25 protein-coding genes and 1 riboswitch are annotated in these 25,942 nt (G+C 43.5%); of the genes, 17 read left to right on the top strand and 8 right to left on the bottom strand.

Features of this window, described 5'->3' with window-relative positions; translation table 11 throughout:
* The first annotated feature begins 45 nt into the window (after positions 1 to 45).
* Positions 46 to 492 carry an arginine repressor gene (gene argR, locus EKB01_RS04315; RefSeq protein ID WP_001231484.1) on the top strand — a complete coding sequence of 149 codons (447 nt, stop codon included), beginning with the start codon at positions 46 to 48 and terminating at the stop codon, positions 490 to 492.
* A 50-nt stretch (positions 493 to 542) separates the two neighbouring features.
* Positions 543 to 3,077 (top strand): DNA mismatch repair protein MutS, encoded by a 2,535-nt coding sequence (gene mutS / locus EKB01_RS04320; RefSeq protein ID WP_167265791.1) that lies wholly within the window; start codon positions 543 to 545, stop codon positions 3,075 to 3,077.
* Positions 3,078 to 3,119: 42 nt separating this feature from the next.
* Here the strand turns inward: mutS and EKB01_RS04325 are convergent, their stop codons facing one another.
* Positions 3,120 to 3,578 carry a DUF3021 domain-containing protein gene (locus tag EKB01_RS04325; protein WP_167265793.1) on the bottom strand — a complete coding sequence of 153 codons (459 nt, stop codon included), beginning with the start codon at positions 3,576 to 3,578 and terminating at the stop codon, positions 3,120 to 3,122.
* Positions 3,575 to 4,015: a LytTR family DNA-binding domain-containing protein gene (locus tag EKB01_RS04330; protein WP_167265795.1), complete on the bottom strand. Its 441-nt coding sequence runs from the start codon at positions 4,013 to 4,015 to the stop codon at positions 3,575 to 3,577. Before EKB01_RS04330 ends, EKB01_RS04325 begins: the two co-directional genes overlap by 4 nt.
* Positions 4,016 to 4,223: 208 nt before the next feature.
* Here EKB01_RS04330 and mutL point away from each other — a divergent pair, with 208 nt between their 5' ends.
* Positions 4,224 to 6,173, top strand: coding sequence for a DNA mismatch repair endonuclease MutL (mutL, locus tag EKB01_RS04335; RefSeq protein ID WP_167265797.1), 1,950 nt, complete (start codon positions 4,224 to 4,226; stop codon positions 6,171 to 6,173).
* A gap of 152 nt (positions 6,174 to 6,325) precedes the next feature.
* Here mutL and EKB01_RS04340 read toward each other — a convergent pair whose 3' ends face one another.
* Positions 6,326 to 6,823, bottom strand: a complete 498-nt coding sequence (locus EKB01_RS04340) for a helix-turn-helix transcriptional regulator (protein ID WP_033584803.1) — start codon at positions 6,821 to 6,823, stop codon at positions 6,326 to 6,328.
* 161 nt (positions 6,824 to 6,984) lie between these two features.
* Between EKB01_RS04340 and ruvA the strand changes: the two genes are divergently transcribed.
* Complete coding sequence (ruvA, locus tag EKB01_RS04345; RefSeq protein WP_033584805.1) at positions 6,985 to 7,578, top strand: Holliday junction branch migration protein RuvA; 594 nt, start codon at positions 6,985 to 6,987, stop codon at positions 7,576 to 7,578.
* A 9-nt stretch (positions 7,579 to 7,587) separates the two neighbouring features.
* Positions 7,588 to 8,151 carry a DNA-3-methyladenine glycosylase I gene (locus EKB01_RS04350; RefSeq protein ID WP_033584807.1) on the top strand — a complete coding sequence of 188 codons (564 nt, stop codon included), beginning with the start codon at positions 7,588 to 7,590 and terminating at the stop codon, positions 8,149 to 8,151.
* 83 nt (positions 8,152 to 8,234) lie between these two features.
* Here EKB01_RS04350 and EKB01_RS04355 read toward each other — a convergent pair whose 3' ends face one another.
* The 5 genes from EKB01_RS04355 to EKB01_RS04375 form a co-directional block, all read right to left on the bottom strand.
* Entirely contained in the window at positions 8,235 to 8,498 is a 264-nt protein-coding gene (locus EKB01_RS04355; RefSeq protein ID WP_033585832.1) for a SemiSWEET family transporter, read from the bottom strand.
* Positions 8,499 to 8,603: 105 nt separating this feature from the next.
* Complete coding sequence (locus EKB01_RS04360) at positions 8,604 to 9,638, bottom strand: S66 peptidase family protein (RefSeq protein ID WP_033585833.1); 1,035 nt, start codon at positions 9,636 to 9,638, stop codon at positions 8,604 to 8,606.
* 161 nt (positions 9,639 to 9,799) lie between these two features.
* Positions 9,800 to 10,147 (bottom strand): TfoX/Sxy family protein, encoded by a 348-nt coding sequence (locus tag EKB01_RS04365; protein ID WP_000331822.1) that lies wholly within the window; start codon positions 10,145 to 10,147, stop codon positions 9,800 to 9,802.
* A gap of 15 nt (positions 10,148 to 10,162) precedes the next feature.
* On the bottom strand, positions 10,163 to 10,840 hold the full coding sequence (locus tag EKB01_RS04370; RefSeq protein ID WP_167265799.1) for a DUF1129 family protein: 678 nt from the start codon (positions 10,838 to 10,840) through the stop codon (positions 10,163 to 10,165).
* An 11-nt stretch (positions 10,841 to 10,851) separates the two neighbouring features.
* A complete protein-coding gene (locus tag EKB01_RS04375; RefSeq protein ID WP_033585835.1) occupies positions 10,852 to 11,796 on the bottom strand; it encodes a magnesium transporter CorA family protein in 945 nt (314 codons plus the stop codon).
* 136 nt (positions 11,797 to 11,932) lie between these two features.
* Here EKB01_RS04375 and uvrA point away from each other — a divergent pair, with 136 nt between their 5' ends.
* The 12 genes from uvrA to EKB01_RS04435 all read left to right on the top strand — a co-directional run bounded on the left by uvrA (position 11,933) and on the right by EKB01_RS04435 (position 25,940).
* Entirely contained in the window at positions 11,933 to 14,764 is a 2,832-nt protein-coding gene (gene uvrA, locus EKB01_RS04380; RefSeq protein WP_167265801.1) for an excinuclease ABC subunit UvrA, read from the top strand.
* Positions 14,757 to 15,818 carry a Xaa-Pro peptidase family protein gene (locus EKB01_RS04385; RefSeq protein WP_167265802.1) on the top strand — a complete coding sequence of 354 codons (1,062 nt, stop codon included), beginning with the start codon at positions 14,757 to 14,759 and terminating at the stop codon, positions 15,816 to 15,818. The genes uvrA and EKB01_RS04385 overlap by 8 nt, the downstream gene beginning before the upstream one ends.
* 53 nt (positions 15,819 to 15,871) lie before the next feature.
* Positions 15,872 to 16,022, top strand: a riboswitch (M-box (ykoK) riboswitch).
* Between the two features lie 195 nt (positions 16,023 to 16,217).
* Positions 16,218 to 18,878: a magnesium-translocating P-type ATPase gene (gene mgtA, locus EKB01_RS04390; RefSeq protein ID WP_167265803.1), complete on the top strand. Its 2,661-nt coding sequence runs from the start codon at positions 16,218 to 16,220 to the stop codon at positions 18,876 to 18,878.
* A gap of 134 nt (positions 18,879 to 19,012) precedes the next feature.
* Positions 19,013 to 19,411: a transcriptional regulator Spx gene (gene spx / locus EKB01_RS04395; protein ID WP_000591165.1), complete on the top strand. Its 399-nt coding sequence runs from the start codon at positions 19,013 to 19,015 to the stop codon at positions 19,409 to 19,411.
* A 66-nt stretch (positions 19,412 to 19,477) separates the two neighbouring features.
* Positions 19,478 to 20,047 (top strand): SP0191 family lipoprotein, encoded by a 570-nt coding sequence (locus EKB01_RS04400; protein ID WP_007518958.1) that lies wholly within the window; start codon positions 19,478 to 19,480, stop codon positions 20,045 to 20,047.
* Positions 20,048 to 20,133: 86 nt separating this feature from the next.
* A complete protein-coding gene (locus EKB01_RS04405) occupies positions 20,134 to 20,400 on the top strand; it encodes an IreB family regulatory phosphoprotein (RefSeq protein ID WP_000507059.1) in 267 nt (88 codons plus the stop codon).
* 3 nt (positions 20,401 to 20,403) lie between these two features.
* Entirely contained in the window at positions 20,404 to 20,823 is a 420-nt protein-coding gene (gene ruvX, locus EKB01_RS04410) for a Holliday junction resolvase RuvX (protein ID WP_002876031.1), read from the top strand.
* Positions 20,824 to 20,838: 15 nt separating this feature from the next.
* Positions 20,839 to 21,144 (top strand): DUF1292 domain-containing protein, encoded by a 306-nt coding sequence (locus tag EKB01_RS04415; protein WP_000017624.1) that lies wholly within the window; start codon positions 20,839 to 20,841, stop codon positions 21,142 to 21,144.
* 306 nt (positions 21,145 to 21,450) lie between these two features.
* The gene (locus EKB01_RS04420; RefSeq protein WP_033585839.1) at positions 21,451 to 22,701 is read left to right on the top strand and encodes a folylpolyglutamate synthase/dihydrofolate synthase family protein; all 1,251 of its coding nucleotides are present in this window, start codon (positions 21,451 to 21,453) and stop codon (positions 22,699 to 22,701) included.
* An 87-nt stretch (positions 22,702 to 22,788) separates the two neighbouring features.
* On the top strand, positions 22,789 to 23,247 hold the full coding sequence (locus EKB01_RS04425) for an SP_0198 family lipoprotein (protein WP_033585840.1): 459 nt from the start codon (positions 22,789 to 22,791) through the stop codon (positions 23,245 to 23,247).
* A 185-nt stretch (positions 23,248 to 23,432) separates the two neighbouring features.
* Positions 23,433 to 24,584: an iron-containing alcohol dehydrogenase gene (locus EKB01_RS04430; RefSeq protein ID WP_084852773.1), complete on the top strand. Its 1,152-nt coding sequence runs from the start codon at positions 23,433 to 23,435 to the stop codon at positions 24,582 to 24,584.
* Between the two features lie 87 nt (positions 24,585 to 24,671).
* Positions 24,672 to 25,940, top strand: coding sequence for a nucleotide disphospho-sugar-binding domain-containing protein (locus tag EKB01_RS04435; protein ID WP_109289828.1), 1,269 nt, complete (start codon positions 24,672 to 24,674; stop codon positions 25,938 to 25,940).
* Positions 25,941 to 25,942 lie beyond the last annotated feature (2 nt).

Consider the following 25,942-nt stretch of genomic DNA (forward strand, 5'->3'; position numbering starts at 1 on the left):
AAATAAATGTAAAACTTGTTATAAATATTCACTTAAGAGGATAATATGAGAAAAAGAGAACGGCATCAATTGATTAAAAAGATGATCACCGAAGAAAAACTTGGGACACAAAAAGAGATTCAAGATCGTTTAGAATCTCGTAATGTTTATGTGACACAAACGACTTTGTCACGTGATTTGCGTGAAATCGGCTTGACCAAGGTTAAGAAAAATGATATGGTGTATTATGTACTAGCAAATGAGACAGATAAGATTGATTTAGTTGAGTTTTTGTCTCATCATTTAGAAGGAGTTGCAAGAGCAGAGTTCACCTTGGTACTTCATACCAAACTTGGAGAAGCTGCAGTCTTAGCAAACATTGTAGATGCAAACAAGGATGAATGGATTTTAGGAACGGTTGCTGGTGCTAATACCTTATTGGTTATTTGTCGAGACCAGCACGTTGCCAAGCTGATGGAAGATCGTTTGCTAGATTTGATGAAAGATAAATAAGGTCTTGGGAGTTGCTCTCAAGACTTATTTTTAGCAAGGAGAGACGGAAAATGGCAACAGAAAAGCTATCACCCGGCATGCAACAGTATGTGGATATTAAGAAACAATACCCAGATGCTTTTTTGCTTTTTCGAATGGGTGATTTTTACGAGTTGTTCTATGAAGATGCAATTAATGCAGCGCAAATTTTAGAAATTTCCTTAACGAGTCGGAATAAAAATGCAGAAAATCCGATACCCATGGCGGGTGTCCCCTATCATTCTGCCCAACAGTATATCGATGTTCTGATTGAGCAGGGCTATAAGGTAGCCATAGCCGAGCAGATGGAAGATCCCAAACAAGCGGTCGGAGTTGTCAAGCGAGAGGTGGTCCAGGTCATCACACCTGGAACGGTCGTCGATAGCAGTAAGCCTGATAGTCAGAATAATTTCTTGGTTGCCTTAGATCGTGATGGCAATCAGTTTGGTCTGGCTTATATGGATTTGGTGACGGGTGATTTCTATGTGACAGGTCTATTGGATTTCACGTTGGTTTGTGGGGAAATCCGTAACCTCAAGGCGCGAGAAGTGGTGCTGGGTTATGACTTATCTGAAGAAGAGGAGCAAATCCTCAGCCGTCAGATGAATCTGGTACTTTCCTATGAGAAGGAAGGCTTTGAGGATGTCCATTTACTGGATACACGACTGGCAGCTGTGGAGCAAGCGGCAGCTAGTAAGCTCCTCCAGTATGTTCACAGGACCCAGATGCGGGAATTGAACCATCTCAAACCAGTTATCCGCTATGAAATCAAAGATTTCTTGCAGATGGATTATGCGACCAAGGCCAGTCTGGATTTGGTTGAAAATGCCCGTTCAGGCAAGAAGCAAGGGAGTCTTTTCTGGCTTTTGGACGAAACCAAAACGGCTATGGGTATGCGGCTCTTGCGGTCTTGGATTCATCGTCCCTTGATTGATAAGGAGCGAATCGTCCAGCGTCAAGAGGTGGTGCAGGTCTTTCTTGACCACTTCTTTGAGCGTAGTGATTTGACAGACAGTCTCAAGGGTGTTTATGATATCGAACGCTTGGCTAGTCGGGTTTCTTTTGGTAAGACCAATCCCAAGGATCTCTTGCAACTGGCGACTACTTTATCTAGTGTGCCACGGATTCGAGCGATTTTAGAGGGAATGGAGCAGCCTGCTCTCGCCTATCTCATCACACAGTTGGATGGAATCCCTGAGTTGGAGAGCTTGATTAGCGCAGCCATTGCTCCTGAAGCTCCTCATGTGATTACGGAAGGTGGCATTATCCGTACGGGATTTGATGAGACCTTGGATAAATACCGTCGAGTGCTCAGAGAAGGGACCAGCTGGATTGCAGAGATTGAGGCTAAGGAGAGAGAAAACTCTGGTATCAGCACGCTCAAGATTGACTACAATAAAAAGGATGGCTACTATTTCCATGTGACCAATTCACAACTGGGAAATGTACCAGCCCACTTTTTCCGCAAGGCAACGCTGAAAAACTCGGAACGCTTTGGGACTGAGGAATTGGCCCGTATCGAGGGGGATATGTTGGAGGCGCGTGAGAAGTCAGCCAACCTAGAGTATGAAATCTTTATGCGTATCCGTGAGGAAGTCAGTAAGTATATCCAGCGCTTGCAGGCTCTAGCTCAAGGAATTGCGACAGTTGATGTCTTGCAAAGTCTGGCGGTTGTAGCTGAAACCCAGCATTTGATTCGACCTGAGTTTAGAGACGATTCACAAATCGATATCCAAAAGGGACGCCATGCTGTCGTTGAAAAGGTCATGGGAGCTCAGACCTATATTCCTAACACTATTCAGATGGCAGAAGATACGAGTATTCAGCTAATCACAGGGCCAAACATGAGTGGGAAGTCTACCTACATGCGTCAGCTAGCCATAACAGCGGTTATGGCCCAACTAGGCTCGTATGTGCCGGCAGAAAGCGCCCATTTGCCTATCTTCGATGCTATCTTTACCCGTATCGGAGCAGCAGATGACTTGGTTTCAGGTCAATCAACCTTTATGGTGGAGATGATGGAGGCCAACAATGCCATTTCGCATGCGACCAAGGACTCCTTGATTCTCTTTGATGAATTGGGACGCGGAACTGCAACGTATGACGGAATGGCTCTGGCCCAGTCCATCATCGAATACATTCATGAACATATCGGAGCCAAGACCCTCTTTGCGACCCACTACCATGAGTTGACTAGTCTGGAGTCCAGTTTGGAACACTTGGTCAATGTCCACGTGGCAACCTTAGAACAGGATGGACAAGTTACCTTCCTTCACAAGATCGAACCAGGCCCAGCTGACAAATCCTATGGTATCCACGTTGCTAAGATTGCTGGTTTACCAGCAGAACTTTTAGCAAGGGCGGATAAGATATTGACTCAACTGGAGAATCAAGGGACGGAAAGTCCTGCTCCGATGAGAGAAACAAGTGCTGTCATAGAGCAGGTGTCACTCTTTGACGCGCCTGAAGAGCATCCTATCCTAGCAGAATTAGCAGAACTGGATGTTTACAACATGACACCTATGCAGGCTATGAATGTTTTAGTCGAGTTCAAACAGAAATTATAAAAAGAATCCCACTCATGCATTTGTGAGTGGGATTTCTCTCTATTACTTTTTATGGGCCAAGAGTTGATTGATGCGGTCTACTTTTTTAGCTTCTCTTTTATAGAGGATAGTCCAGATGATGAGGTAGACGATCGCAAACTCTGGAATGAGCTGGAGATAGAAGGTCCAGTGGAAAGGGAACCAACCAGCCAGAGTTGCCAGTGGGACAAAGCCTGCCAGCATGAGGAAGAAATGGGAAAGTGTGGCACGGAGCAAGCTCCAGTCACGGCTGAATAAGCGACCGCCAAAGCTAAAGAGAACTCCGATAGCTGACCAGATGACCATACAGTAGAGCAAGACCAGGCCGCCGTGAATCTGATGTTGAACCATCACTTGGCCGATTAGAGAATCGGAACTCAGTGGGGCGTAGGTACTTGGTGCATAAATGAGTGAAAAGATGATAGAGAGGATGAGGCCGATGAGGACACCAGCAGCTGCGTCGTGAAAGATTTGTTTTTTCATAGTTCTAATTTCTCCTTGATGGTTTTTAGGTAGCGGCGTGAAGAGTAGGTGAAACTTTCGTTTTTCAAGAAAATTTCAACCAGACCGTTGGGCGTGAGCCTGAGATGAGAGATGGAGTCGATATTGACGATTTCAGATTGGGAAATTTGGATAAAAGTGGTCGGCAGAATTTCAAGAACCTGATAGAGCCGCAAATCAATGCTGTAGGTCTGAGATGCAGTTTCTGCTAGAACCTTTCGATTCTCGATATAGAAGCGCTGAATCTTGCCAATTTCAACTAGATAGACCTGATCATCAATCTTACCTTTGATTGTTTCTTTTTGGTCAAGATTTTCTGCGAACTCGACGACTTTCTGGACTTTTTCGGTTGGCTGAGGAGTTTGGACAATCAGCTTTTCCTCCTCGTAAGTCTCCTTAATCTGTAGTTCTACTTTCATAAACTTCCCTCCTTTTCAGTTATACAAGGTTGTGATCACTTCCTGTACACCTTTATTAAACACTATTTTACGACCCATGGCAAGAGCTTTTGCCTATGTGGAGAGATTTGGAGTCTATGTGGTATTTGCTTTTTCTGGTAACATCTGAAATATGGTATAATAGCACTAATCAATTTCTAGGAAAATAGATACAGAAAGGGGCTGAAAGATGTCTCATATTATTGAATTGCCAGAGGTGCTGGCAAACCAGATAGCTGCAGGAGAGGTCATTGAACGTCCTGCCAGTGTGGTCAAAGAGTTGGTAGAAAATGCCATTGATGCTGGCTCTAGCCAGATTATCATTGAGATTGAGGAAGCTGGTCTTAAGAAGATTCAAATCACTGATAATGGTCATGGAATTTCCCATGATGAGGTGGAGTTGGCCTTGCGTCGCCATGCGACCAGTAAGATAAAAACTCAGGCAGACCTCTTTCGGATTCGGACGCTTGGTTTTCGTGGTGAAGCCCTGCCCTCTATCGCTTCTGTCAGTGTCTTGACTCTGTTGACGACGGTGGATGGTGCGAGTCATGGGACCAAGCTCGTTGCGCGTGGGGGTGAAGTTGAGGAAGTCATCCCAGCGACTAGTCCTGTGGGAACCAAAGTTTGTGTGGAGGAACTCTTTTTCAATACACCAGCTCGTCTCAAGTATATGAAGAGCCAGCAAGCGGAGTTGTCTCATATCATTGATATTGTCAACCGTCTGGGCTTGGCCCATCCTGAGATTTCCTTCAGTTTGATTAGTGATGGCAAGGAAATGACGCGGACAGCAGGGACTGGCCAACTGCGACAAGCCATCGCAGGGATTTACGGTTTGGCGAGTGCTAAGAAGATGATTGAAATTGAGAACTCTGACCTAGACTTTGAAATTTCAGGCTTTGTGTCTCTGCCTGAGTTAACCCGAGCCAACCGCAACTATATCAGCCTCTTCATCAATGGCCGTTATATCAAGAACTTTCTACTAAATCGCGCTATTCTTGACGGTTACGGAAGCAAACTCATGGTAGGGCGTTTTCCACTGGCTGTCATTCACATCCATATCGACCCCTATCTAGCTGATGTCAATGTGCATCCAACCAAACAAGAAGTGCGGATTTCTAAGGAAAGAGAACTGATGGCGCTGGTTTCAGAAGCTATTTCAAATAGTCTCAAGGAACAAGCCTTGATTCCTGATGCTTTAGAAAATCTTGCCAAGTCGACCGTTCGTAATCGTCAAAAGGTAGAGCAGACCATTCTCCCACTCAAAGAAAATACGCTCTACTATGAAAAAACAGAACTCTCAAAACCCAGTCAAGCTGAGGTGGCTGATCATCAGGTAGAATTGACTGAGGAAGGGAAAGATTTGACCTTATTTGCCCAGGAAACCTTGGACCAGTTGACCAAGCCAGCAAAACTACATTTTGCAGAGAGAAAGCCTGCTAACTACGACCAGCTAGATCACCCAGAGTTAGACCTAGCGAGTCTTGATAAGGCTTATGATAAGCTGGAGCGAGAGGAAGCATCCAGCTTCCCAGAGTTGGAATTTTTTGGACAAATGCACGGGACGTATCTCTTTGCCCAAGGGCGAGATGGGCTCTACATCATAGACCAACATGCGGCTCAGGAACGGGTTAAATACGAGGAATACCGAGAAAGTATTGGCAATGTTGACCAGAGCCAGCAACAACTCCTAGTTCCCTATATCTTTGAATTTCCTGCGGATGATGCCCTTCGTCTCAAGGAAAGAATGCCTCTCTTAGAGGAAGTAGGTGTCTTTCTAGCAGAGTACGGAGAAAATCAATTTATCCTGCGTGAGCATCCTATCTGGATGGCCGAAGAGGAAATCGAATCAGGCATCTATGAAATGTGTGATATGCTACTCTTGACCAAGGAAGTTTCGATCAAGAAATACCGAGCAGAGCTGGCTATTATGATGTCCTGCAAGCGGTCTATCAAGGCAAACCATCGCATCGATGACCACTCAGCCAGACAACTCCTCTATCAGCTCTCTCAATGTGACAATCCTTACAACTGTCCCCACGGACGCCCTGTTTTGGTGCATTTCACCAAGTCGGATATGGAAAAGATGTTCCGACGCATTCAGGAGAATCATACCAGCCTCCGAGAGTTGGGGAAATATTAAGAACACAAAAAGCCTTTGTTCCTTTTGAACAAGGCTTTTTAGTTTTTCTAAGGTGGGAACTTTGATTGGGTATGGGCAACTTGACACGAGGTTTACACTTGCTTGACAAGACCAGTCCTATAAAAAGTGTTGTGAAAACTGAACTAGGTGATTCAAGATTTCGCAGAATCGTCTTGGTTTGAAGGATTCTCAGGATCAATCACCTTATCAAGATAACGTTGTTTGGTTTTGAGAGCCTTGTTGATAGCAACTGCAGACGCAATCAAGAGAACGAAGGTCAGCCAAATCCAGGCGGTGAATTCGGCTGGGAAACTAGAACCAGCTAAAAAGAGATAGATAGCCAGAGCCAAGACGAAAATATAAATCACTTGCCAGAGGCCAAAGGATTTAACTTCTCTATAGTATTTGTCCTTATCTTCCTCCAAAATCACTGCCGTGGAAGATTTTTCAGAGTTTTCATCCAGTAGTAGATAGTCAGTTGTCACTTGGAAAATCTTGCTTAATTCAATGATTTTTTCGATTTCTGGAAGAACTTGACCAGACTCCCATTTGGAGATGCTTTGCCGAGAAACATTGATTTGTTCTGCTAGCTTTTCCTGGGACCAACCTTTTTCCTTTCTAAGCTCAAATAGTTTTTCTGCGAGTTTCATGATTCTATCCTCCTTTTTCTACCTCTATCCTAACAATTTTTACTTATAATGAGAATACAATCTCCTGTACTATTTGTCAACCAGAGGGTGCACCTTTTGTTGCAGTCTGTCTTGGGGAAATATGATATACTAGATAAACGAAATAAGAGAAAAGGAAAACTATGTACGAATATTTAAAAGGAATCATTACCAAAATTACTGCCAAATACATTGTTCTTGAAACCAACGGTATCGGTTATATCCTGCATGTAGCCAATCCCTATGCTTACTCGGGACAGGTCAATCAAGAATCTCAAATTTATGTGCATCAGGTTGTGCGTGAGGACGCCCATCTACTTTATGGATTTCGCTCAGAAGATGAGAAAAAGCTCTTTCTCAGTCTGATTTCGGTATCTGGGATTGGGCCTGTGTCAGCTCTTGCTATTATCGCTGCTGATGACAATGTTGGCTTGGTTCAAGCCATCGAAAGCAAGAACATCACCTACTTGACCAAGTTTCCTAAAATTGGCAAGAAAACAGCCCAGCAGATGGTGCTGGACTTGGAAGGCAAGGTAGTTGTGGCTAGTGATGACCTTCCTGCTAAGGTGGCAGTGCAAGCAAGCATTGAAAACCAAGAACTGGAAGAAGCCATGGAAGCCATGTTGGCACTGGGCTACAAGGCGACCGAGCTTAAGAAAATCAAGAAATTCTTTGAAGGGACGACGGATACAGCAGAGAACTATATCAAGTCGGCCCTTAAAATGTTGGTGAAATAGGAGAATAATATGACAAAACGCTGTTCGTGGGTTAAGATGACCAATCCGCTCTACATCGCCTACCACGACCAGGAGTGGGGGCAGCCCCTCCATGATGACCAAGCATTGTTTGAGTTGTTGTGTATGGAAACCTATCAGGCAGGCCTGTCTTGGGAAACGGTGCTCAACAAACGCCAAGCTTTCCGAGAAGCCTTTCATGGCTATCAAATTCAAGCGGTCGCAGAGATGACCGACACCGAATTGGAAAACTTGCTGGATAATCCAGCCATCATCCGAAATAGAGCCAAGATTTTTGCTACACGCGCTAACGCCCAAGCCTTTCTACGATTACAGACAGAATATGGCTCTTTTGATGCCTATCTTTGGTCTTTTGTTGAGGGGAAAACGATCGTGAATGATGTTCCTGACTATCACCTAGCACCTGCTAAAACAGCCTTGTCTGAAAAATTAGCTAAAGATCTAAAAAAACAAGGTTTCAAGTTCACAGGCCCAATTGCCGTTTTATCTTTTCTTCAGGCTGCAGGTCTGGTTGATGACCATGAGAATGATTGTGAGTGGAAAAACGGAAATTAGTGAGTGCAGGCGTTTAATTATCTGAGAATATATAAAAAAGCTGAGAAATTCCTCTCAGCTTTTTATACATACTATTAGATTTGTTAAAGTGAAGTCAAAAAAGTGATTCCACCTAAAATAACACCAGCTGAATTTGGAATGATTAGTATCCAATCCTTCTTAGGTTCTTTTGTCCATCCATAAATAACCCAAATTAAACAAGATACTGCTGCGGATAAAGGCTGGAATGGTTGAGCTTTGTTGCCTTGTAAATTGGCAAAAATTTGTGGGATGTAGGCGATAAATACAATAATTCCAATAAAGGCCCCGATTGAACCGACAATTCGATTAATTTTTTGTTTTGTCATATATACCTCCTTTAAAAAGATATCATAGAAATTAGCGAAATGCAATAAATTCAGACACAAATTGTAACGAAAATCAATACAAAAGCACAAAAATGGAGAAATTGTTTATTTTTCGTTATAGTCAAAGCGAATGACTTGCTCTTTTGCATCCACATAAGCATAGACGCCAAAGGGCACAATAGCTCTTGGTGTGGCGTGCCCAACGTTTAGATTATAGACAATCGGGATATTGCTATCAATGATGTCCATTAGTGCCTCCTTATAGTCGTCATAGAAGGTTTCATCCATAGGTTTCCCGACCAAGAGTCCACTGATGACCTCAAATACCCCAGTTTCTTTCAAAGCCTGTAACATTCTTTTGAAGTCTTCCGGTTCAGGCTTTTCTTCACTTGTTTCTAGCAAGAGGATCTTTCCTTCCCAGTCGGATAAGTCAGGGAAGAGTTTGTATTTTTGGCAGAGCTCCGTGCTGTCTGCGTATCGAGAATTGTCAAAGATATCATAGAGGGACTCAAGACAACCACCGAGGATTTCTCCCTCAAACTGAGCATTTCCTTGTAACAAGTCAAAGCCTGTATTTACATGACTGATACGAGCTGTTCCCAGAGCCTTGGGACTAAAGTCAGTTCGTTCTTCATACCAAAGGTTGCTAGGGCGGATTTCTGAGATTCTCCCAGTCTCGATCAGTTCTTTAAAGTAGTGAAGGCTATAGGATAACATCTCCTTGTCCAATTCACAAATGTCTGCTAGAAAGGATTGTCCATAAAAAGTCTTGATTCCTAGTTTATGCAACATAAGGTGGTTCATAGTGGTATCCGAGAAACCAAGAAAAATCTTTTGTTTGATAACTTTTTGTAGTTGGTCATTTTCAAAAAGATAAGGTAGCAAGCGATAGGTATCATCTCCACCGATGGCGCAGAGGATCATGTCGATGCTATCGTCCGAAAAGGCCTGCATCAAATCCTCTGCACGCGCCTCAGGATGGTCCTTGATAAAGTCTAATCCTTTTTGCGAATGAGGCAAAAAGATAGGGTTGAGTCCCAGATCCTTGAGACGCTGGACACCTAGCTCCACTTCGTGTTTGACAAAGTCTTCTCCGATAATGCCACTAGACAAGCTCACGATACCAATAGTAGAAACCATATCTCATCCTCCTAGAAATAGATTGAGCCTATTTTATCACAAATGGTGAGAGAAAACTACAAGAATGAGACTCAGAAGTTCTGTTGGATCTTAAGAAAGCAAGTGAAAAAGCAACCGCCTATGCAGTTGCTTTTCGTTTTTCTAATCTCGCTAGATATGAGTTACTTGGTCAACTCTTGATTATAGGAGAGAGCTAAATCAATCCAGTAAGGAAGTTCTTTTTGACCTTCTATATCTAGGTCTATATAGCCATGATAAGGTCTCCCTCTCATCAATGTAGTATGAGCTCCTGTTCGGGGTAGAACTTGCTTTTCTATTTCTTTGCCAATTCTCACCATAACCAGCTCGTCCTTTCTGGAACTGACTGTAAGGACCATTTTCCCACGAATCATAAAGGCAAGACCACCAAACAGCTTCTTTTCTTCTAGCTCTTCTTCGAAAATTTGGGGAGGAAGTTTGAGTGCTAGGATTTTTCGAATCTGCTGAGCTAAGGATTGACTATATGCCATAGCTTTTCACTTTTCTTAATAACGTGATGGGCCCGCGCTTGCACTTCGGATATTGAAACGTTTCTTGAGATAGAAGCGAAGGGCGAGAAGGGCTGCTCCCAGGATAGCCAAAGGCAGTGGAGCAAGGACTGGATTGAGGTTTGCTGGTAGGAAGCTTGTTGCAAAGAAGACAACCAACCAGAGAACCATAGAGGCCAGGATGACGAGGATTGATTTCCAGAATGGAGGACGCTGGCTACGGTCTGTGTCTGGTCCATAATACTGGTAGACAAAGTAGTACATCAGGTAGAAGGCAAGTCCTCCTACAAGTCCAACCAATAAGAGGGTAATCACCCCATAGCCAATAGCCTGATCTGTAGAGAAGAAGGTAGTCAGGGCGCTAATCAATGCAAAGAGGCTGGTGATGAAAAGGGCTGAGTCCATAATCATGAGTTTTGGATCGTCATTTTCTTTTGGATGCTCTTTTTCATATTGCTCCTTGGCAGTGAAGCTGTGAGCCCAGTGGGTTGGAGCTCCATAGAGGGAACGAGCGGTCGTTCCTTTGGCTTGTTCTTCAAGGATTTTAGGAATGACTTCCTCAAAGACAGCCTTGATTTCAGCGTCTGTTTTACCATCTTTGATGAATTGTTGGGTAGCGATGTGGATAAACTCTTGGTTTTTCTTGGTTAGTTTTTGTAAATCAATCTGAGACATAGGGATTCCTCTTAGAACCATTTTTTATGGATGAGATAGAGAGTGAGCGAAACACTCATAGCAAAGGCGATAAAGACGATTAACCAGAAGGCGTGAGGCTCACCGTTCAAAGGGATTTCATTATCCTTGAAGTTCATCCCATAGGCTGAGAAGATCATGGTTGGGATAGACATGACAATGGTTACGAGAGCCAGAGTTTTCATGATGTTGTTCTGGTTATTGGAAATGATGGAGGCAAAGGTCTCTGTCATAGAGTGAAGGACATTCCCATAGATATCTGCCATCTCGATGGCCTGTTGGGTTTCAATCAGGGTGTCTTCGAGTAGGTCTTCGTCTTCTAGGTATTTCTTGATATTGCTAGTTGCGCTAGTCAATTTCTTGATCACGCGCTCATTTGTCTTAAGTGAGGCCTTGAAATAGACGATGGTCTTTTCCAATTCCATGAGCTCGATCAGTTCTTCGTTTCGAGTGGACTTGTGAAGTTGACTTTCAATTTGTTCACTCTTACGGTCAATCGAACGAAGGGCAGTCAGGTAAAGCTCAGCATTGCGATAAAGGAGTTGAAAGATAAAGCGTGACCGCATGAAAGTATAGAAGTTACGCAGTTTGCGGTTGATGAAGACATCGAGAACAGGGAGGGATTCCAAGCAGGTAGTGATAATGGTTTCCTCGGTGATGATAATCCCCAGCGGAATCGTTACGTAGTAGGTGCGGTTGTTTCTCTCCTCTGTGATGGGGACGTCCACGATGATCAAAGTATACTCGTCTTCGATGGTAATACGAGACATTTCTTCCGCATCGAGTGGTGCTCGAAGGTCGGCGATATCAATGTCAAAGGCATTAGCAATTTCCAACGATTCATTTTGTGTAGGATTGACGAGGTTGATCCAAGTACCCGGTTCAAGCGTGTCGATCTCTTTAAATTCAGTTGTTGTTGAGAGAAAAACTTGTTTCATATCCCCTGTCCTTTCCTACTATTCAGTGATTCATTTTTTGCACCGTACTATTATACTACAAAATCAGCTTTTTGGGTAATAGAATTTCACATTTTTTGGTATAATGGAAAGCAATAATGGACTAGAAAGAACAAAGATGCAAGATAAAATTGTGATTCATGGGGCACGTGCCCATAACTTAAAAAATATTGATGTGGAGATTCCGCGAGACAAGCTGGTTGTTGTGACTGGTTTGTCAGGGTCTGGGAAATCCAGCCTGGCCTTTGATACCCTCTATGCTGAGGGACAACGTCGCTATGTAGAGAGTCTATCAGCCTATGCTCGACAATTCTTGGGCAATATGGAAAAACCAGATGTGGATGCCATTGATGGCCTCAGCCCAGCTATTTCCATCGACCAGAAAACCACCAGCAAAAACCCTCGCTCGACCGTGGGAACCACGACTGAAATTAATGATTATCTGCGTCTCCTCTACGCACGTGTGGGGACGCCTTACTGTATCAACGGGCATGGAGCTATCAAGGCTTCTTCTGTAGAGCAAATCGTGGATAAGGTCTTGGAATTGCCAGAACGCCAACGTCTGCAAATATTAGCTCCTGTCATTCGTAAGAAAAAAGGGCAACATAAGAGTGTCATTGAAAAAGTTCAGAAAGACGGCTATGTTCGTGTTCGTGTGGATGGGGAAGTTTATGATGTGACCGAAGTGCCAGAGCTGTCCAAGAGCAAGCAACACAATATTGATGTTGTGGTTGACCGTATTGTCATCAAGGAGGGCATCCGTAGCCGTCTCTTTGACTCAATCGAGGCTGCCCTTCGTATCGCAGAAGGATATGTGATTATCGACACTATGGACGATTCGGAGTTGCTATTCTCTGAGCACTATGCCTGTCCAGTTTGTGGTTTTACTGTTCCAGAGTTAGAGCCACGTCTCTTCTCCTTTAATGCTCCGTTTGGCTCTTGTAGTGAGTGTGACGGTTTGGGCATCAAGCTGGAGGTTGATACTGACTTGGTAGTGCCAGATGCCGGCAAAACGCTACGTGAGGGGGCTTTGGCACCTTGGAATCCTATCTCCTCCAACTACTATCCAAATATGCTGGAACAAGCCATGACAGCCTTTGGAGTGGATATGGATAAGTCATTTGAAGACTTGTCAGAAGAAGATAAGAACTTGATTCTCTACGGCTCGGATGGCAAGGAATTCCATTTTCACTATGAAAATGAATTTGGCGGTGTGCGCGATATTGATATTCCTTTTGAGGGGGTTGTCAATAATATCAAGCGCCGTTACCATGAGACTAACAGTGACTACACGCGCACCCAGATGCGCCTCTACATGAATGAGCTGACCTGTGGAACCTGTCATGGCTACCGTCTCAATGACCAGGCCTTGTCTGTCCGTGTGGGTGGCGAGCAAGGGCCACATATCGGAGAAATCTCAGACCTGTCTATCGCAGACCATTTGGAGTTGGTGAGTCAGCTGACCTTGTCTGAAAATGAAGCCATCATTGCTCGGCCCATTCTCAAGGAAATCAAGGATCGCTTGACCTTCCTCAATAATGTGGGACTCAACTATCTGACTCTGTCGCGTTCGGCAGGAACCCTATCAGGAGGGGAGAGTCAGCGTATTCGCTTGGCTACCCAGATTGGATCCAACCTCTCAGGTGTCCTCTATATATTGGATGAGCCGTCAATCGGTCTTCATCAGAGGGATAATGACCGCCTGATTGCCAGTCTAAAAAAGATGCGTGACTTGGGCAATACTCTCATCGTGGTGGAACACGATGAAGATACCATGCGTGAGGCGGATTATCTGATTGACGTTGGTCCGGGTGCCGGTGTTTTTGGTGGCGAGATTGTTGCTGCAGGAACGCCCAAGCAGGTGGCTCGCAACAGCAAATCTATCACTGGTCAGTACTTGTCAGGAAAAAGAGCGATTCCAGTGCCAGCAGAGCGCCGTTCCGGAAATGGTCGCTTTATCGAGGTGACGGGAGCGCGTGAGAACAACTTGCAAAATATCACCGCTCGCTTCCCACTAGGAAAATTCATTGCAGTGACGGGGGTGTCAGGCTCAGGGAAGTCGACCTTAATCAACAGCATCCTCAAAAAAGCCATTGCCCAGAAACTAAACCGCAATTCAGACAAACCTGGTAAGTTTAAGACGATTACAGGGATTGAGCATGTAGACCGCTTGATTGACATTGACCAGAGCCCTATCGGACGGACTCCAAGGTCTAACCCTGCTACCTATACAGGAGTTTTTGACGACATCCGTGACCTCTTTGCCCAGACAAATGAGGCCAAGATTCGAGGCTACAAGAAGGGCCGTTTCAGTTTCAACGTCAAGGGTGGTCGTTGTGAAGCCTGCTCAGGTGACGGGATTATCAAGATTGAGATGCACTTCTTACCAGATGTTTACGTGGCTTGTGAAGTCTGCCACGGAACCCGCTACAACAGTGAAACCCTTGAAGTTCACTACAAGGAAAAAAATATCTCGCAGGTTTTGGATATGACGGTTAATGATGCGGTGGAATTCTTCCAACACATTCCCAAAATTCAACGCAAACTTCAGACCATCAAGGATGTGGGGCTGGGCTATGTGACGCTAGGGCAACCGGCTACTACCCTTTCTGGAGGAGAAGCTCAGCGTATGAAGTTGGCTAGCGAACTCCATAAACGCTCGACAGGAAAATCTTTCTACATTCTGGATGAGCCGACGACAGGGCTTCATACTGAGGATATCGCTCGCTTGCTTAAAGTCTTGGCTCGCTTTGTTGACGATGGCAATACCGTCCTCGTTATCGAGCACAATCTGGATGTCATCAAGACGGCAGACCATATTATTGATTTGGGACCTGAGGGCGGTGTCGGTGGTGGAACCATCATCGCAACAGGAACACCAGAGGAAGTAGCGGCCAATGAAGCCAGCTACACAGGACACTATTTGAAAGGAAAGTTACATCATGAATAAACGCGTGCAAGCATTTCTAGCTAAAATGCAAGAAAAAGAACTAGATGGCATCATCATCAACAACCTTAAAAACGTCTATTATTTGACTGGCTTTTGGGGCTCAAACGGGACTGTTTTTATCAGTCGTGACCGTCAGATTTTGGTGACAGACTCTCGCTATATCATTGCAGCCAAGCAAGAAGTGACAGGTTTTGAGATTGTGGCTGACCGTGATGAGTTGACTGTCATTGCAGGCATTGTCAAGGATATGGACTTGTCTCGTATCGGTTTTGAGGATGAGATTTCGGTCTCTTATTACCACCGTATGCAGGCTGCCTTTGCGGGAATCGACTTATTGCCACAGACTCAGTTTGTTGAAGCTCTTCGTATGATTAAGGATGAGAAGGAGATTGCGACTATTCGCAAGGCTTGTTCTATCTCAGACCAAGCTTTCCGCGATGCGCTTGACTTTATCAAACCTGGAAAGACCGAGATTGAGATTGCCAACTTCCTTGACTTCCGTATGCGGGAGCTAGGAGCATTTGGCTTATCTTTTGACACGATTCTAGCCAGTGGTATCAACTCTTCCAAACCACATGCCCATCCAATGCACAAACCAGTAGAGCTGGGAGAAGCCATCACCATGGACTTCGGCTGTCTCTACGACCACTATGTCAGCGATATGACACGGACCATCTATCTAGGACATGTCAGTGACGAGCAGGCAGAGATTTACAATACTGTCCTGAAAGCCAACCAAGCTCTGATTGACCAAGCCAAGGCAGGTCTAGGTTTCCGTGACTTTGACAAAATCCCTCGTGATATCATTGTGGAAGCAGGCTATGGAGAATACTTTACACATGGTATCGGACACGGTATCGGACTGGACATCCACGAAGAACCCTACTTTAGCCAAACTTCCAAAGAAGTCATTAAATCTGGTATGGTCTTGACTGATGAACCGGGCATTTATATTGAAGGTAAATACGGGGTTCGTATTGAAGATGATATCCTAATTACAGATAAGGGTTGTGAGTTATTGACACTTGCTCCAAAAGAATTGATTGTTATCTAAAAAATGAGATAAATCGTTGACTTTTATATTTTAAAGGTTTATACTGATAGACGAAAACGGTAGGTGAGGCTACCATAGGGATACGGATGACTACCGCAAAGCAGTGGAGACACTACTCGTTGGTCAACAGTCCTGGTCGTGAAGGCCAAGACTAAGCTCATTTCATTGCCCTATGGAGTTAAAGCTTGAACGAAAAACAGATAATTAGTTTTTTAATCCTGCTATTTTATGGCAGGATTTTCTACTGTTTTAGAACAGGGAAAGGAGACAGACGATGCAAATTGACGACCACCCAGAACCGCACATACACAGCCAATCGCTGATTTGTGTCGTTCTGCCCTTATAAAGTGATTGGTCTCTGTGTATGAAACACATCATTCATACGGATAGGAGAAACCAATGAAAACTACAAAAGAAAGATTAGCAGCAGCTATTCATACACCTTTAAACGAAACTCTATCTTTTTACAAGACAAGTCTAACAGGCTTAACTGAGGAACAGATAGAAAAGAATCGTGATTTATATGGTGAAAACACCATCACCAAGGGTCAGGAAGACAGTATCCTCAAAAAAATTTACGAATCTATTATCAATCCATTTACAATCATCCTCCTGGTCATCGCTATGATCTCCATGGTGACCAACGTCTGGTTGGCGAAGCCTGGACAAGAAGATCCGACGACCTCTATCATCATCGTTGTCCTAGTCCTCATTTCTGGTGGCATTCGATTTGTCCAAGAACTGCGAAGTGACAAAGCTGCGACCAATCTTTCAAAAATGATTGTGAATACAGCCACGGTTATTCGCGAAGGCCAGAGTTTAGAGGTCGCGATTGAGGATTTAGTCGTTGGAGATATGGTCAAGTTGAGTGCTGGGGATATGATTCCAGCAGACCTCCTTTTAATTGAATCACGTGATTTCTTTGTTCAACAGTCTGGTTTGACGGGCGAAAGTGATTCGGTTGAAAAATTGGCTTTGTCAAAAATGAGTCAGTCAAATTTTGATAGTCTGCTAGAAGCAGAAGCGCTCGCCTTCATGGGAACCAACGTGATATCAGGAAGCGCCAAGGCTTTGATTCTAGCGGTCGGTGATGACACCATGATGGGGGAAATAGAGCAGACTCTCAATACTTATGACGAGCCCACCTCTTTCGAACGGGATATGAACAGTATCTCTTGGCTCTTAATCCGTTTGATGTTGGTCATGGTTCCCATCGTATTTCTTTCCAATGGCTTGACGGATGGAGATTGGTTAGAGGCTGGCGTATTTGCTTTGAGCGTAGGAGTCGGGCTTACACCTGAGATGCTTCCCATGATCATCACGGCCAGTCTAGCAAAAGGCTCCATTATCATGGCCAAGGAAAAAGTTGTCATCAAAAAACTCAATGCCATACAAGATCTAGGTGCTATTGATATCCTGTGTACGGATAAAACCGGAACACTTACCCAAGACGAAATTGTCCTTGAATATCCTTTGGATATACATGGAGATTTGGATTTATCTGTGTTGAGACGTGCCTATCTCAATTCCTATTTTCAAACTGGTTTGAAAAATTTAATGGACAGAGCGATCATTAAACGTACGGAAAAAGAAGCTAAAGAACACGCACTCTTGCAAAATCTAGATCAAACCTTTCAAAAAATAGATGAATTGCCCTTTGATTTTGAACGCAGACGGATGAGTGTCATCGTCAAGGATGAGAACGAAGTTGTTAGTTTGGTAACCAAGGGTGCCCTAGAGGAAATGCTTGCGATTTCAACCCATGTGGAATATCAAGGTCAGATTAGCCCTCTGACGGATGATATCCGAGTGGAAATCTTAAAAGAAGTGGACCAACTCAATCAACAGGGCTTACGAGTCTTGGGAGTCGCTTATAAAACAGGCTTAAAGGAAGGTTTTGCTTACTCTGTTGAAGATGAAAAGGAGATGATTCTAACAGGATATCTTGCCTTCCTAGATCCACCAAAACCATCTGCAGCCCCTGCTATCCAAGCTTTATTAGAGTATGGTGTTCAAACCAAGATCTTGACTGGGGATAATGAGAAGGTAACCCAAGCAGTATGCGAAAAAGTTGGTTTAGACGTTGATCAAATCTTGTTGGGTTCTGATATTGATGCCATGACGGACGAAGAGTTGTCCCAAGCAGTTGAACATGTGACCGTCTTTGCCAAACTCTCTCCGGACCAAAAAGCACGAATCATTTTACAAATCAAATCTAATGGACATTGTGTCGGCTATATGGGAGATGGGATCAATGATGCCCCATCTATGAAAGTAGCCGATGTGGGGATTTCTGTTGATACAGCAGTAGATATTGCCAAAGAGACAGCTGATGTCATTTTGCTGGATAAGGATCTGATGGTGCTTGAAAAAGGTCTGGTTGAAGGACGCAAAGTCTATGCCAACATGACCAAATATATCAAGATGACGGTCAGCTCTAATTTCGGGAATATTCTGTCACTCTTAGTGTCTGGTATCTTTTTACCTTTCCTTCCTATGGCTCCGATTCACTTGATTGTGTTAAACCTCGTCTACGACCTTTCTTGCATTGCCTTGCCATTTGATAATGTGGATGAAGACTTTTTGAAACATCCTCATAAGTGGGAAGCCAAGTCTATTACTCGCTTTATGATTTGGATGGGTCCGATTTCGTCTGCCTTTGATATTTTGACCTTTATCTTGCTCTATTTTGTCATTGTCCCAATGACGACAGGTCATGCTTATGTTCACGGAGCAGAGTCTGCAACGGGCTTTATCATCCTGTTCCAGACAGGTTGGTTCATTGAATCCATGTGGTCCCAAACCATGGTCATCCATATGCTTCGTTCAGCAAAACTCCCTTTCTTACAAAGCCGTCCGTCATGGTTGGTTCTTGGGACAACCTTGCTAGCAGCCAGTTTTGTGACCTTCCTTCCCTATTCTTCAATTGCTGGCCTGCTTCATTTAACCCCTTTGAAACCAATTTATTTCCTCTTTTTGCTTTTGATAATTATTCTTTATATGATAAGTGTTACAGTTGTGAAACGAATCTATATCAAAAAATTTAGAAGTTGGTTATAAATTGAATTTGTCAAGAAAAAAGTACGAAAATCGCGAAAAAAGTTAAATTTTTTTAAAAATAGGTCGCAAGTCGGATGCTTTTTATGGTATAATAGACTAAACTGATAGTAACATGTAGCGAAAGGGGTAGGTACATGATCAAAATTTATACAGTCTCAAGTTGTACTAGCTGTAAAAAAGCGAAAACCTGGCTCAATGCCCACCAGTTAAGTTATAAAGAACAAAATCTCGGTAAAGAAGGAATTACAAGAGAAGAGTTATTAGATATTCTCACGAAAACAGATAATGGAATTGCCAGTATCGTTTCGTCAAAAAACCGCTACGCTAAGGCACTTGGAGTTGACATCGAGGATTTGAGTGTCAATGAAGTGCTCAACTTAATCATGGAAACACCACGGATCTTAAAGAGTCCGATTCTCGTTGATGAGAAGCGCCTGCAAGTCGGCTATAAAGAAGATGATATCCGTGCCTTCTTGCCACGCTCTGTCCGTAATGTAGAAAATGCAGAAGCACGTCTACGTGCAGCTCTATAAAACATCAAGGCTGGGAGTGACTCCTGGCCTTGTTTGCTCTTTTGTTTTAAAATCATGTGAGGAATTATGAAAAAGTTACTAATTGCTAGTTTTGCTCTCCTCTTTTTGCTTGCGGGATGTGGGCAAAAAAAGGAAACCCCTGCTGCTTCTACAACAGCATCTGACCCCATCCAATCAAACCTTCCCGTTTTGGACAATGCCGAAAAGAATACGGTTGTTACCAAGACCTTATTGATGCCGAAGTCAGAAAATGGAACGCAGCAGATTCAGACTATTACCTATAAAGGTAATCAATTTTTGACCTTGACCATTCAGCAAAAACGACCTGTCGGGGATGAACTCAAGAACTTTATCTCTGAAAATGGCCTAGAGGAGACGCAAAAAGCGCTTCAAGAAGCTGAAGAGAAGGATGAGACCATCCAAGAGGCACGCAAACTAGCAGGATTTACACTGGAAACCAAGCTACTCAGCGAGACCGAAATCCAGACAACAACGACTTATGATTTTCAAGTATTGGATGTCAAAAAGGCATCTCAGATCGAATATTTAAAAAATATAGGTCTTGAAAATCTCTTAAAAAACGAACCTAGCCAATATATTGCAGACAGAGTGGCAAATGGGGCGACAGAACAATAGAAAATCCAAATTAATAGACTGACTTATTTGTAGAACGTCAGGGAATGTGCTATAATAGTACTATTCTAAAGAAAGAGGGTGTTAGAATGGGATTTACTGAAGAAACTGTACGGTTTAAATTGGATGATTCCAATAAGAAAGAAATTAGCGAAACGTTGACAGATGTTTATGCTTCTTTGAATGACAAGGGCTACAATCCGATTAACCAGATCGTCGGTTATGTATTGAGTGGAGACCCTGCCTACGTTCCTCGTTACAACAATGCACGAAATCAAATCCGTAAGTATGAGCGTGATGAAATTGTTGAAGAACTGGTACGCTACTACCTTAAAGGACAAGGAGTCGATCTATAATCTATGAGAATTATGGGATTGGACGTCGGTTCAAAAACAGTAGGGGTGGCTATTAGCGATCCCCTAGGCTTCACCGCTCAGGGACTTGAAATCATCCAAATCAATGAGGATCAAGGCCAGTTTGGTTTTGACCGTATCAAGGAATTGGTTGACAGCTATAAGGTAGAACGCTTTGTAGTAGGTTTGCCAAAAAACATGAACAATACCAGCGGTCCGCGAGTAGAAGCCAGTCAAGCTTACGGAGCAAAATTAGAAGAACTCTTTGGTTTGCCAGTAGACTATCAGGATGAGCGCTTGACGACCGTTGCTGCGGAACGTATGTTGATTGAACAAGCAGATATCAGCCGTAACAAACGCAAGAAAGTTATTGATAAGTTGGCTGCTCAGCTGATTTTGCAAAATTATTTAGATAGAAAATTTTAAGACAGAGGAGAAACTATGTCACACGATCACAACCATGACCACGAAGAACGTGAATTGATTACACTAGTAGATGAGCAAGGAAATGAAACCTTGTTTGAAATTCTTTTGACCATCGATGGGAAAGAAGAATTTGGTAAAAACTATGTTCTGCTAGTGCCAGTTAATGCAGAAGAAGATGAAAATGGTGAAGTTGAAATCCAAGCTTACTCATTCATCGAAAATGAAGACGGAACAGAAGGCGAATTGCAACCAATCCCAGAAGACTCAGAAGACGAATGGAACATGATTGAAGAAGTCTTCAACAGCTTTATGGAAGAGTAAAAATGTCCGGGGGACATTTTTAGTTCTGCGCCAGAAATTAGAAACGCAGGAATGTCCGGGGGATATTTTTAGCCCAGTTCCTTAAAATAAGAGAGAACTGGTTTGTTCAGTGAACATTTTTACCCTTACGCTAAAAATAAAGACCGTCAGTAAGTCCGGGGGGCGTTTTTAGCCCACGTTGAAATTCATAGTAGCTAGTGATTAGCTAACCAGGTAAGAGGTCGGGATTTTAGTCCCAACCTCGCTTTTTATTTGTAATCATACTTTGATGTGGTAGTTGATTGGACTTTTGTTAAGGAGACATGTATGTTTGAAGTAGAAGAATGGCTTCATAGTCGGATTGGTTTAAACTTTAGATCTGGTCTTGGACGAATGCAGCGAGCTGTGGATTTGCTGGGGAATCCTGAGAAGACTTATCCGATTATCCACGTAACAGGGACTAACGGTAAAGGATCAACTATTGCCTTTATGAGAGAGTTGTTTGTTGCTCATGGTAAAAAAGTTGGTACTTTCACCTCTCCTCATATCATCAGTCTCCATGATCGAATCTGTATTAATGGGCAACCAATCGCTGGTGAAGACTTTGTCCGTATAGCTAACCAAGTCAAGGAGATGGAAAAAACTCTCTTAGAAACACATGATCAATTGTCTTTCTTTGAGTTGTTGACCCTGATTGCTTTGCTTTACTTTAAAGAGCAGGGAGTGGATCTAGTCCTGCTAGAGGTGGGAATTGGTGGTTTGCTTGACACGACTAATGTCGTAACAGGCGAGATTGCAGTTATTACTTCGATTGGTCTAGATCATCAGGAGACCTTGGGCGATAGTCTGGAGGAAATAGCCGAGCAGAAAGCCGGTATTTTCAAGGCTGGAAAGAAGGCGGTCATTGCTAAGCTCGCTCCAGAAGCTGAGCTTGTCTGTCAAAAAAGAGCAAGAGAGTTAGATGTTGAACTTTATCAAGCTGGGCGAGACTTCACTTTGAAAGCTGGGAATTTTTCAAGTAAACTAGCAAGCTTTTCCCAGCTTGAAATCGGGTTGGAAGGTGCTTATCAGCAAGAAAATGCTTCCTTGGCTTTACAAACTTTTCTTCTGTTTATGACGTCAAGAGAGGAAAAAGTCGAAGAAGAGCTTGTCAGACAGGCTTTGAAGGAGACACACTGGGCGGGTCGATTAGAACGGATTCGCCCGCAGATTTACCTAGATGGGGCTCACAATCTTCCAGCTTTAACTCGTTTGGTCGAGTTTATCCAGGGGGAAATCCAGCAAGGATACCAGGTTCATGTCCTTTTTGGCGCTCTTAAACGCAAGGATTACCAAGGGATGTTAGCCTATCTAACAGAGCAGTTGCCTCAGGTGGAACTTAAGGTAACAGGCTTTGACTACCAAGGATCTCTAGAAGAAAGCGATGTTTCTGGTTATAAACTGGTTGACTCTTATCGCGATTTTATCAGCGAATTTGAAGAAAATGCCAACAATCAGGACTTGCTTTTTGTGACGGGCTCTCTCTATTTTATCTCGGAAGTACGAGCGGGTTTGGTGGGAGATCATGAGATTAGTTGACCTTCTAGACTTAAGTTGCTATACTGGGGATAGGAAAACTCGCAAACGATTTCAGAAATACATTAGCACAAAAGAAAGGAAGTCGCTATGAAAACGAAAACATTCACACTTTCTATTGCTTCTTTAGCAATTCTTAGTCTTTTAGCAGCTTGTGGACCTAAGGAACAAGCATCTACCCAGCCATCTGCTCAACAATCATCTACTCAACAAGAATCATCTTCTAGTGCGGTTACCAGTGCTAGTCAACCACAGGCGTCCTCAAGCCAGGACACCGCTGCGGCAGCTCAACCGACTAATATTGATGGTACCTATACTGGAAAAGATGAGAACGACCAGATCACTCTTGTTGTAACAGGCAAAACTGGTACATGGACTGAGGTCGAACCAGGTGGAGATAAGGAAATTAAGCAAGTCACCTTTGAGCCAGAAAATCAACGTGTCATTATCGGAGATGATATTAAAATTTATGCGGTTAATGGTAATCAAATGATTATCGATGACATGGACCGAGAGGCAGCTGACCGAGTAGTCTTAACGAAGCAATAATGATTAAGTAAAAGTTCCAATGAGATGAAAGCTATCTTTTTGGAGCTTTTTTTCTTGGAAAAGTAGCTGGCCGTTCTTTACTAACTTTTTACTTAAAACGCTTACAAATATTTGTAAAACTTCTTATAAGGTCGTATACTTATGGTAAATAATCAAATAGCGCAGAGGCGCAGGAGGAAAAGCATATGGCTACATTTTACGTTCCATCAGTTAACCTTATTGGTAAAGGTGTTGTAAATGAAGTAGGTCCGTATATCAAGGAACTGGGGTATAAGAAGGCCCTTTTGGTGACAGACAAGTTCATCGAGGGCAGCGATATTTTACCTAAGGTTCTAAAACCACTAGATGCTGAAGGGATCGAATATGTGATCTTTAGCGATGTGGAGCCAAATCCGACTTGCAAGAACGTGACAGACGGAGTGGCTGCCCTGAAAGAGCATGGATGTGACTTTATCATTAGTCTTGGTGGTGGGTCTCCTCAGGATGCGGCTAGTTGTATCTCTATCATCGCTACAAATGGTGGAAAACCTCAAGACTATGAGGGTCTCCACAAGTCTGCTAAAAAAGGCTTGCCAGTGGTTGCGATCAATACAACAGCTGGAACTTCTGCAGAAATTACGATTAACTATGTCATTACTGACGAAGAACGCAAGGTCAAGATGGTAATGGTTGATAAGAACAGCCTCGCCCTCATCTCTGTCAATGATCCAGAACTTATGCTTTCAAAACCGAAAGGATTGACAGCGGCGACAGGTATGGATGCTCTTACTCACGCTGTCGAAGCCTTGGTAACACCAGGTGCTTATAATGTGACTAAGAAACTCTCTATCGGAGCTATTGAACTCATCAAGGAGTATCTTCCTCGTGCTGTGGCAAATGGCCAAGATATCGAAGCGCGTGAGGCGATGGTCAATGCCATCTTCCTCGGTGGTATGAGCTTTAACAATGCTGGTTTGGGATATGTTCATTCTATGGCTCACCAACTCGGTGCGGTATATAACTTGCCACATGGTGTCTGCTGTGCCATGCTTCTTCCAGTTGTAGAGCGTGAAAATGCCAAGCGTGTACCAGAAGCTTTTCGCAATGTGGCCAAGGCCTTGGGACTCCATGTTGAAGGGAAAACAGACCAAGAATGTGCTGACTATGCTATTGCTGAAATTGAGAAACTGTCTGAAACAGTAGGTATTCCGAAGAAACTAACTGAACTCGGTATCCAAGAAAAAGACTTTGACTTTGACTACCTTTCTAAGAATGCTTTGATCGATGCCTGTGCACCTGGAAATCCATTTATGCCAACCTTAGAAGAAACTATTGCACTATACAAAGAACTCTTCTGATTCATAAAGTGAAAAAGAAGCTAAATAATGCTGGAAAGAACTATCATTTTGGTAGTTCTTTTTTTAAAAATTTGCTATCCTAGACATATGAGAAAAATCAAAATTGATGTGGTTGTAGTGCCCTTAAGTGGGCATCTATTCCCGACCCTGAATTTACTCGCACCCTTGTTGAAGGATCCCTTGTATGAGATTCGATTATTTACAGGACCGCAACGAAAAGCTGTCGCAGAGGAGATGGGCTTCCGGGTGATTCCCATTTTAGAAAATTGTGTAGATGAGTTTGAGCGTGTAGCCAACAATGAAGGGCAGTTAAACCTTATTTCTGCTTATCGACAGTTGTCAGCTAGTCTTGATTTGATCAATGTGGTGTCTGACCAACTAGTCCAAGAGTGGCAGGAAAATCGACCTGATATTGTGATTGCGGACTTTATAACCCTCTCTGGAGGACTTGTAGCGGAGCAGTTGAATATTCCTTGGATTACCACTATGGCGACACAGTTTGCCATTGAAACGACAGATGGGCCGCCTTGTTTCTTTGGAGGAATGGGCAGTCCAAAGACATCGTTCCAATCTGTCCAGCAATGGCTGGGAAGAAAAGGGACTCGTTTAGGGAAACGAATCGTAACCTTTTTATTGAGAGGACGGTTGAAACGTTATGATTTTAAGCTCTACAATAAGAAAAATCAGGAAACCATTTATTCACCCTATTCCATCTTGGGAATTGGGATGAAAGAGTTGGAGCTGAAAAGTGGTTTTCCAGAGCACTATCTTTGGGTGGGACCTTTTGGCTCTTCGATTGAGAGGGCAGAAAATTATCCCCTCGATTTGTCTCCTTATGCAGGTTATAAGAAGATCCTTGTATCCTGCGGCACTCAGCTAGCATGGGCCAAAGACAATCTCCTCTATCAGACACAACAATTGGCAGAAGTACATCCAGATTGCCACTTCTTTGTGACTCTGGGGTTTGGTGGACAAGACTTCCGATGTGAGGAGCTCATGGACAATGTTTCTGTGGTATCTTATCTTCCCTATAAGGAATACATTCCCCAGATGGACTATGTGATTCATCATGGCGGTGCGGGCATTTTTTACCAATGTATCATCTATGGCAAGCCTGCCTTGATTCTCCCCCATGACTATGATCAGTATGACTATGCGGTTCGTGGCTTAGAGGCAGGGATTGCCCTGACTGCTAAACGAGAGGATACAGAAGCGATTGGACGCGCTTTTGATGAGTTGTTGGATAGAGATGATTGGTCAGACTTGAACAAACTCAGTCGCGCAGCTCAAATCTATCAGCCAACAGAGATTCTGAAGAGCGAAATACATCGACTCTTAGGGGACAAGGAGAAGTAAAA

The sequence above is a fragment of the Streptococcus sp. CCUG 71758 genome, from assembly GCF_011714815.1.
GTDB classification, from domain to species: domain Bacteria; phylum Bacillota; class Bacilli; order Lactobacillales; family Streptococcaceae; genus Streptococcus; species Streptococcus halitosis.

Bases quoted from the DNA above. Each gene is read 5' to 3' on its own strand.
- argR (WP_001231484.1), top strand. From the start codon at position 46: ATGAGAAAAAGAGAACGGCATCAATTGATTAAAAAGATGATCACCGAA.
- mutS (WP_167265791.1), top strand. From the start codon at position 543: ATGGCAACAGAAAAGCTATCACCCGGCATGCAACAGTATGTGGATATT.
- EKB01_RS04325 (WP_167265793.1), bottom strand. From the start codon at position 3,578: ATGAAAAAACAAATCTTTCACGACGCAGCTGCTGGTGTCCTCATCGGC.
- EKB01_RS04330 (WP_167265795.1), bottom strand. From the start codon at position 4,015: ATGAAAGTAGAACTACAGATTAAGGAGACTTACGAGGAGGAAAAGCTG.
- mutL (WP_167265797.1), top strand. From the start codon at position 4,224: ATGTCTCATATTATTGAATTGCCAGAGGTGCTGGCAAACCAGATAGCT.
- EKB01_RS04340 (WP_033584803.1), bottom strand. From the start codon at position 6,823: ATGAAACTCGCAGAAAAACTATTTGAGCTTAGAAAGGAAAAAGGTTGG.
- ruvA (WP_033584805.1), top strand. From the start codon at position 6,985: ATGTACGAATATTTAAAAGGAATCATTACCAAAATTACTGCCAAATAC.
- EKB01_RS04350 (WP_033584807.1), top strand. From the start codon at position 7,588: ATGACAAAACGCTGTTCGTGGGTTAAGATGACCAATCCGCTCTACATC.
- EKB01_RS04355 (WP_033585832.1), bottom strand. From the start codon at position 8,498: ATGACAAAACAAAAAATTAATCGAATTGTCGGTTCAATCGGGGCCTTT.
- EKB01_RS04360 (WP_033585833.1), bottom strand. From the start codon at position 9,638: ATGGTTTCTACTATTGGTATCGTGAGCTTGTCTAGTGGCATTATCGGA.
- EKB01_RS04365 (WP_000331822.1), bottom strand. From the start codon at position 10,147: ATGGCATATAGTCAATCCTTAGCTCAGCAGATTCGAAAAATCCTAGCA.
- EKB01_RS04370 (WP_167265799.1), bottom strand. From the start codon at position 10,840: ATGTCTCAGATTGATTTACAAAAACTAACCAAGAAAAACCAAGAGTTT.
- EKB01_RS04375 (WP_033585835.1), bottom strand. From the start codon at position 11,796: ATGAAACAAGTTTTTCTCTCAACAACAACTGAATTTAAAGAGATCGAC.
- uvrA (WP_167265801.1), top strand. From the start codon at position 11,933: ATGCAAGATAAAATTGTGATTCATGGGGCACGTGCCCATAACTTAAAA.
- EKB01_RS04385 (WP_167265802.1), top strand. From the start codon at position 14,757: ATGAATAAACGCGTGCAAGCATTTCTAGCTAAAATGCAAGAAAAAGAA.
- mgtA (WP_167265803.1), top strand. From the start codon at position 16,218: ATGAAAACTACAAAAGAAAGATTAGCAGCAGCTATTCATACACCTTTA.
- spx (WP_000591165.1), top strand. From the start codon at position 19,013: ATGATCAAAATTTATACAGTCTCAAGTTGTACTAGCTGTAAAAAAGCG.
- EKB01_RS04400 (WP_007518958.1), top strand. From the start codon at position 19,478: ATGAAAAAGTTACTAATTGCTAGTTTTGCTCTCCTCTTTTTGCTTGCG.
- EKB01_RS04405 (WP_000507059.1), top strand. From the start codon at position 20,134: ATGGGATTTACTGAAGAAACTGTACGGTTTAAATTGGATGATTCCAAT.
- ruvX (WP_002876031.1), top strand. From the start codon at position 20,404: ATGAGAATTATGGGATTGGACGTCGGTTCAAAAACAGTAGGGGTGGCT.
- EKB01_RS04415 (WP_000017624.1), top strand. From the start codon at position 20,839: ATGTCACACGATCACAACCATGACCACGAAGAACGTGAATTGATTACA.
- EKB01_RS04420 (WP_033585839.1), top strand. From the start codon at position 21,451: ATGTTTGAAGTAGAAGAATGGCTTCATAGTCGGATTGGTTTAAACTTT.
- EKB01_RS04425 (WP_033585840.1), top strand. From the start codon at position 22,789: ATGAAAACGAAAACATTCACACTTTCTATTGCTTCTTTAGCAATTCTT.
- EKB01_RS04430 (WP_084852773.1), top strand. From the start codon at position 23,433: ATGGCTACATTTTACGTTCCATCAGTTAACCTTATTGGTAAAGGTGTT.
- EKB01_RS04435 (WP_109289828.1), top strand. From the start codon at position 24,672: ATGAGAAAAATCAAAATTGATGTGGTTGTAGTGCCCTTAAGTGGGCAT.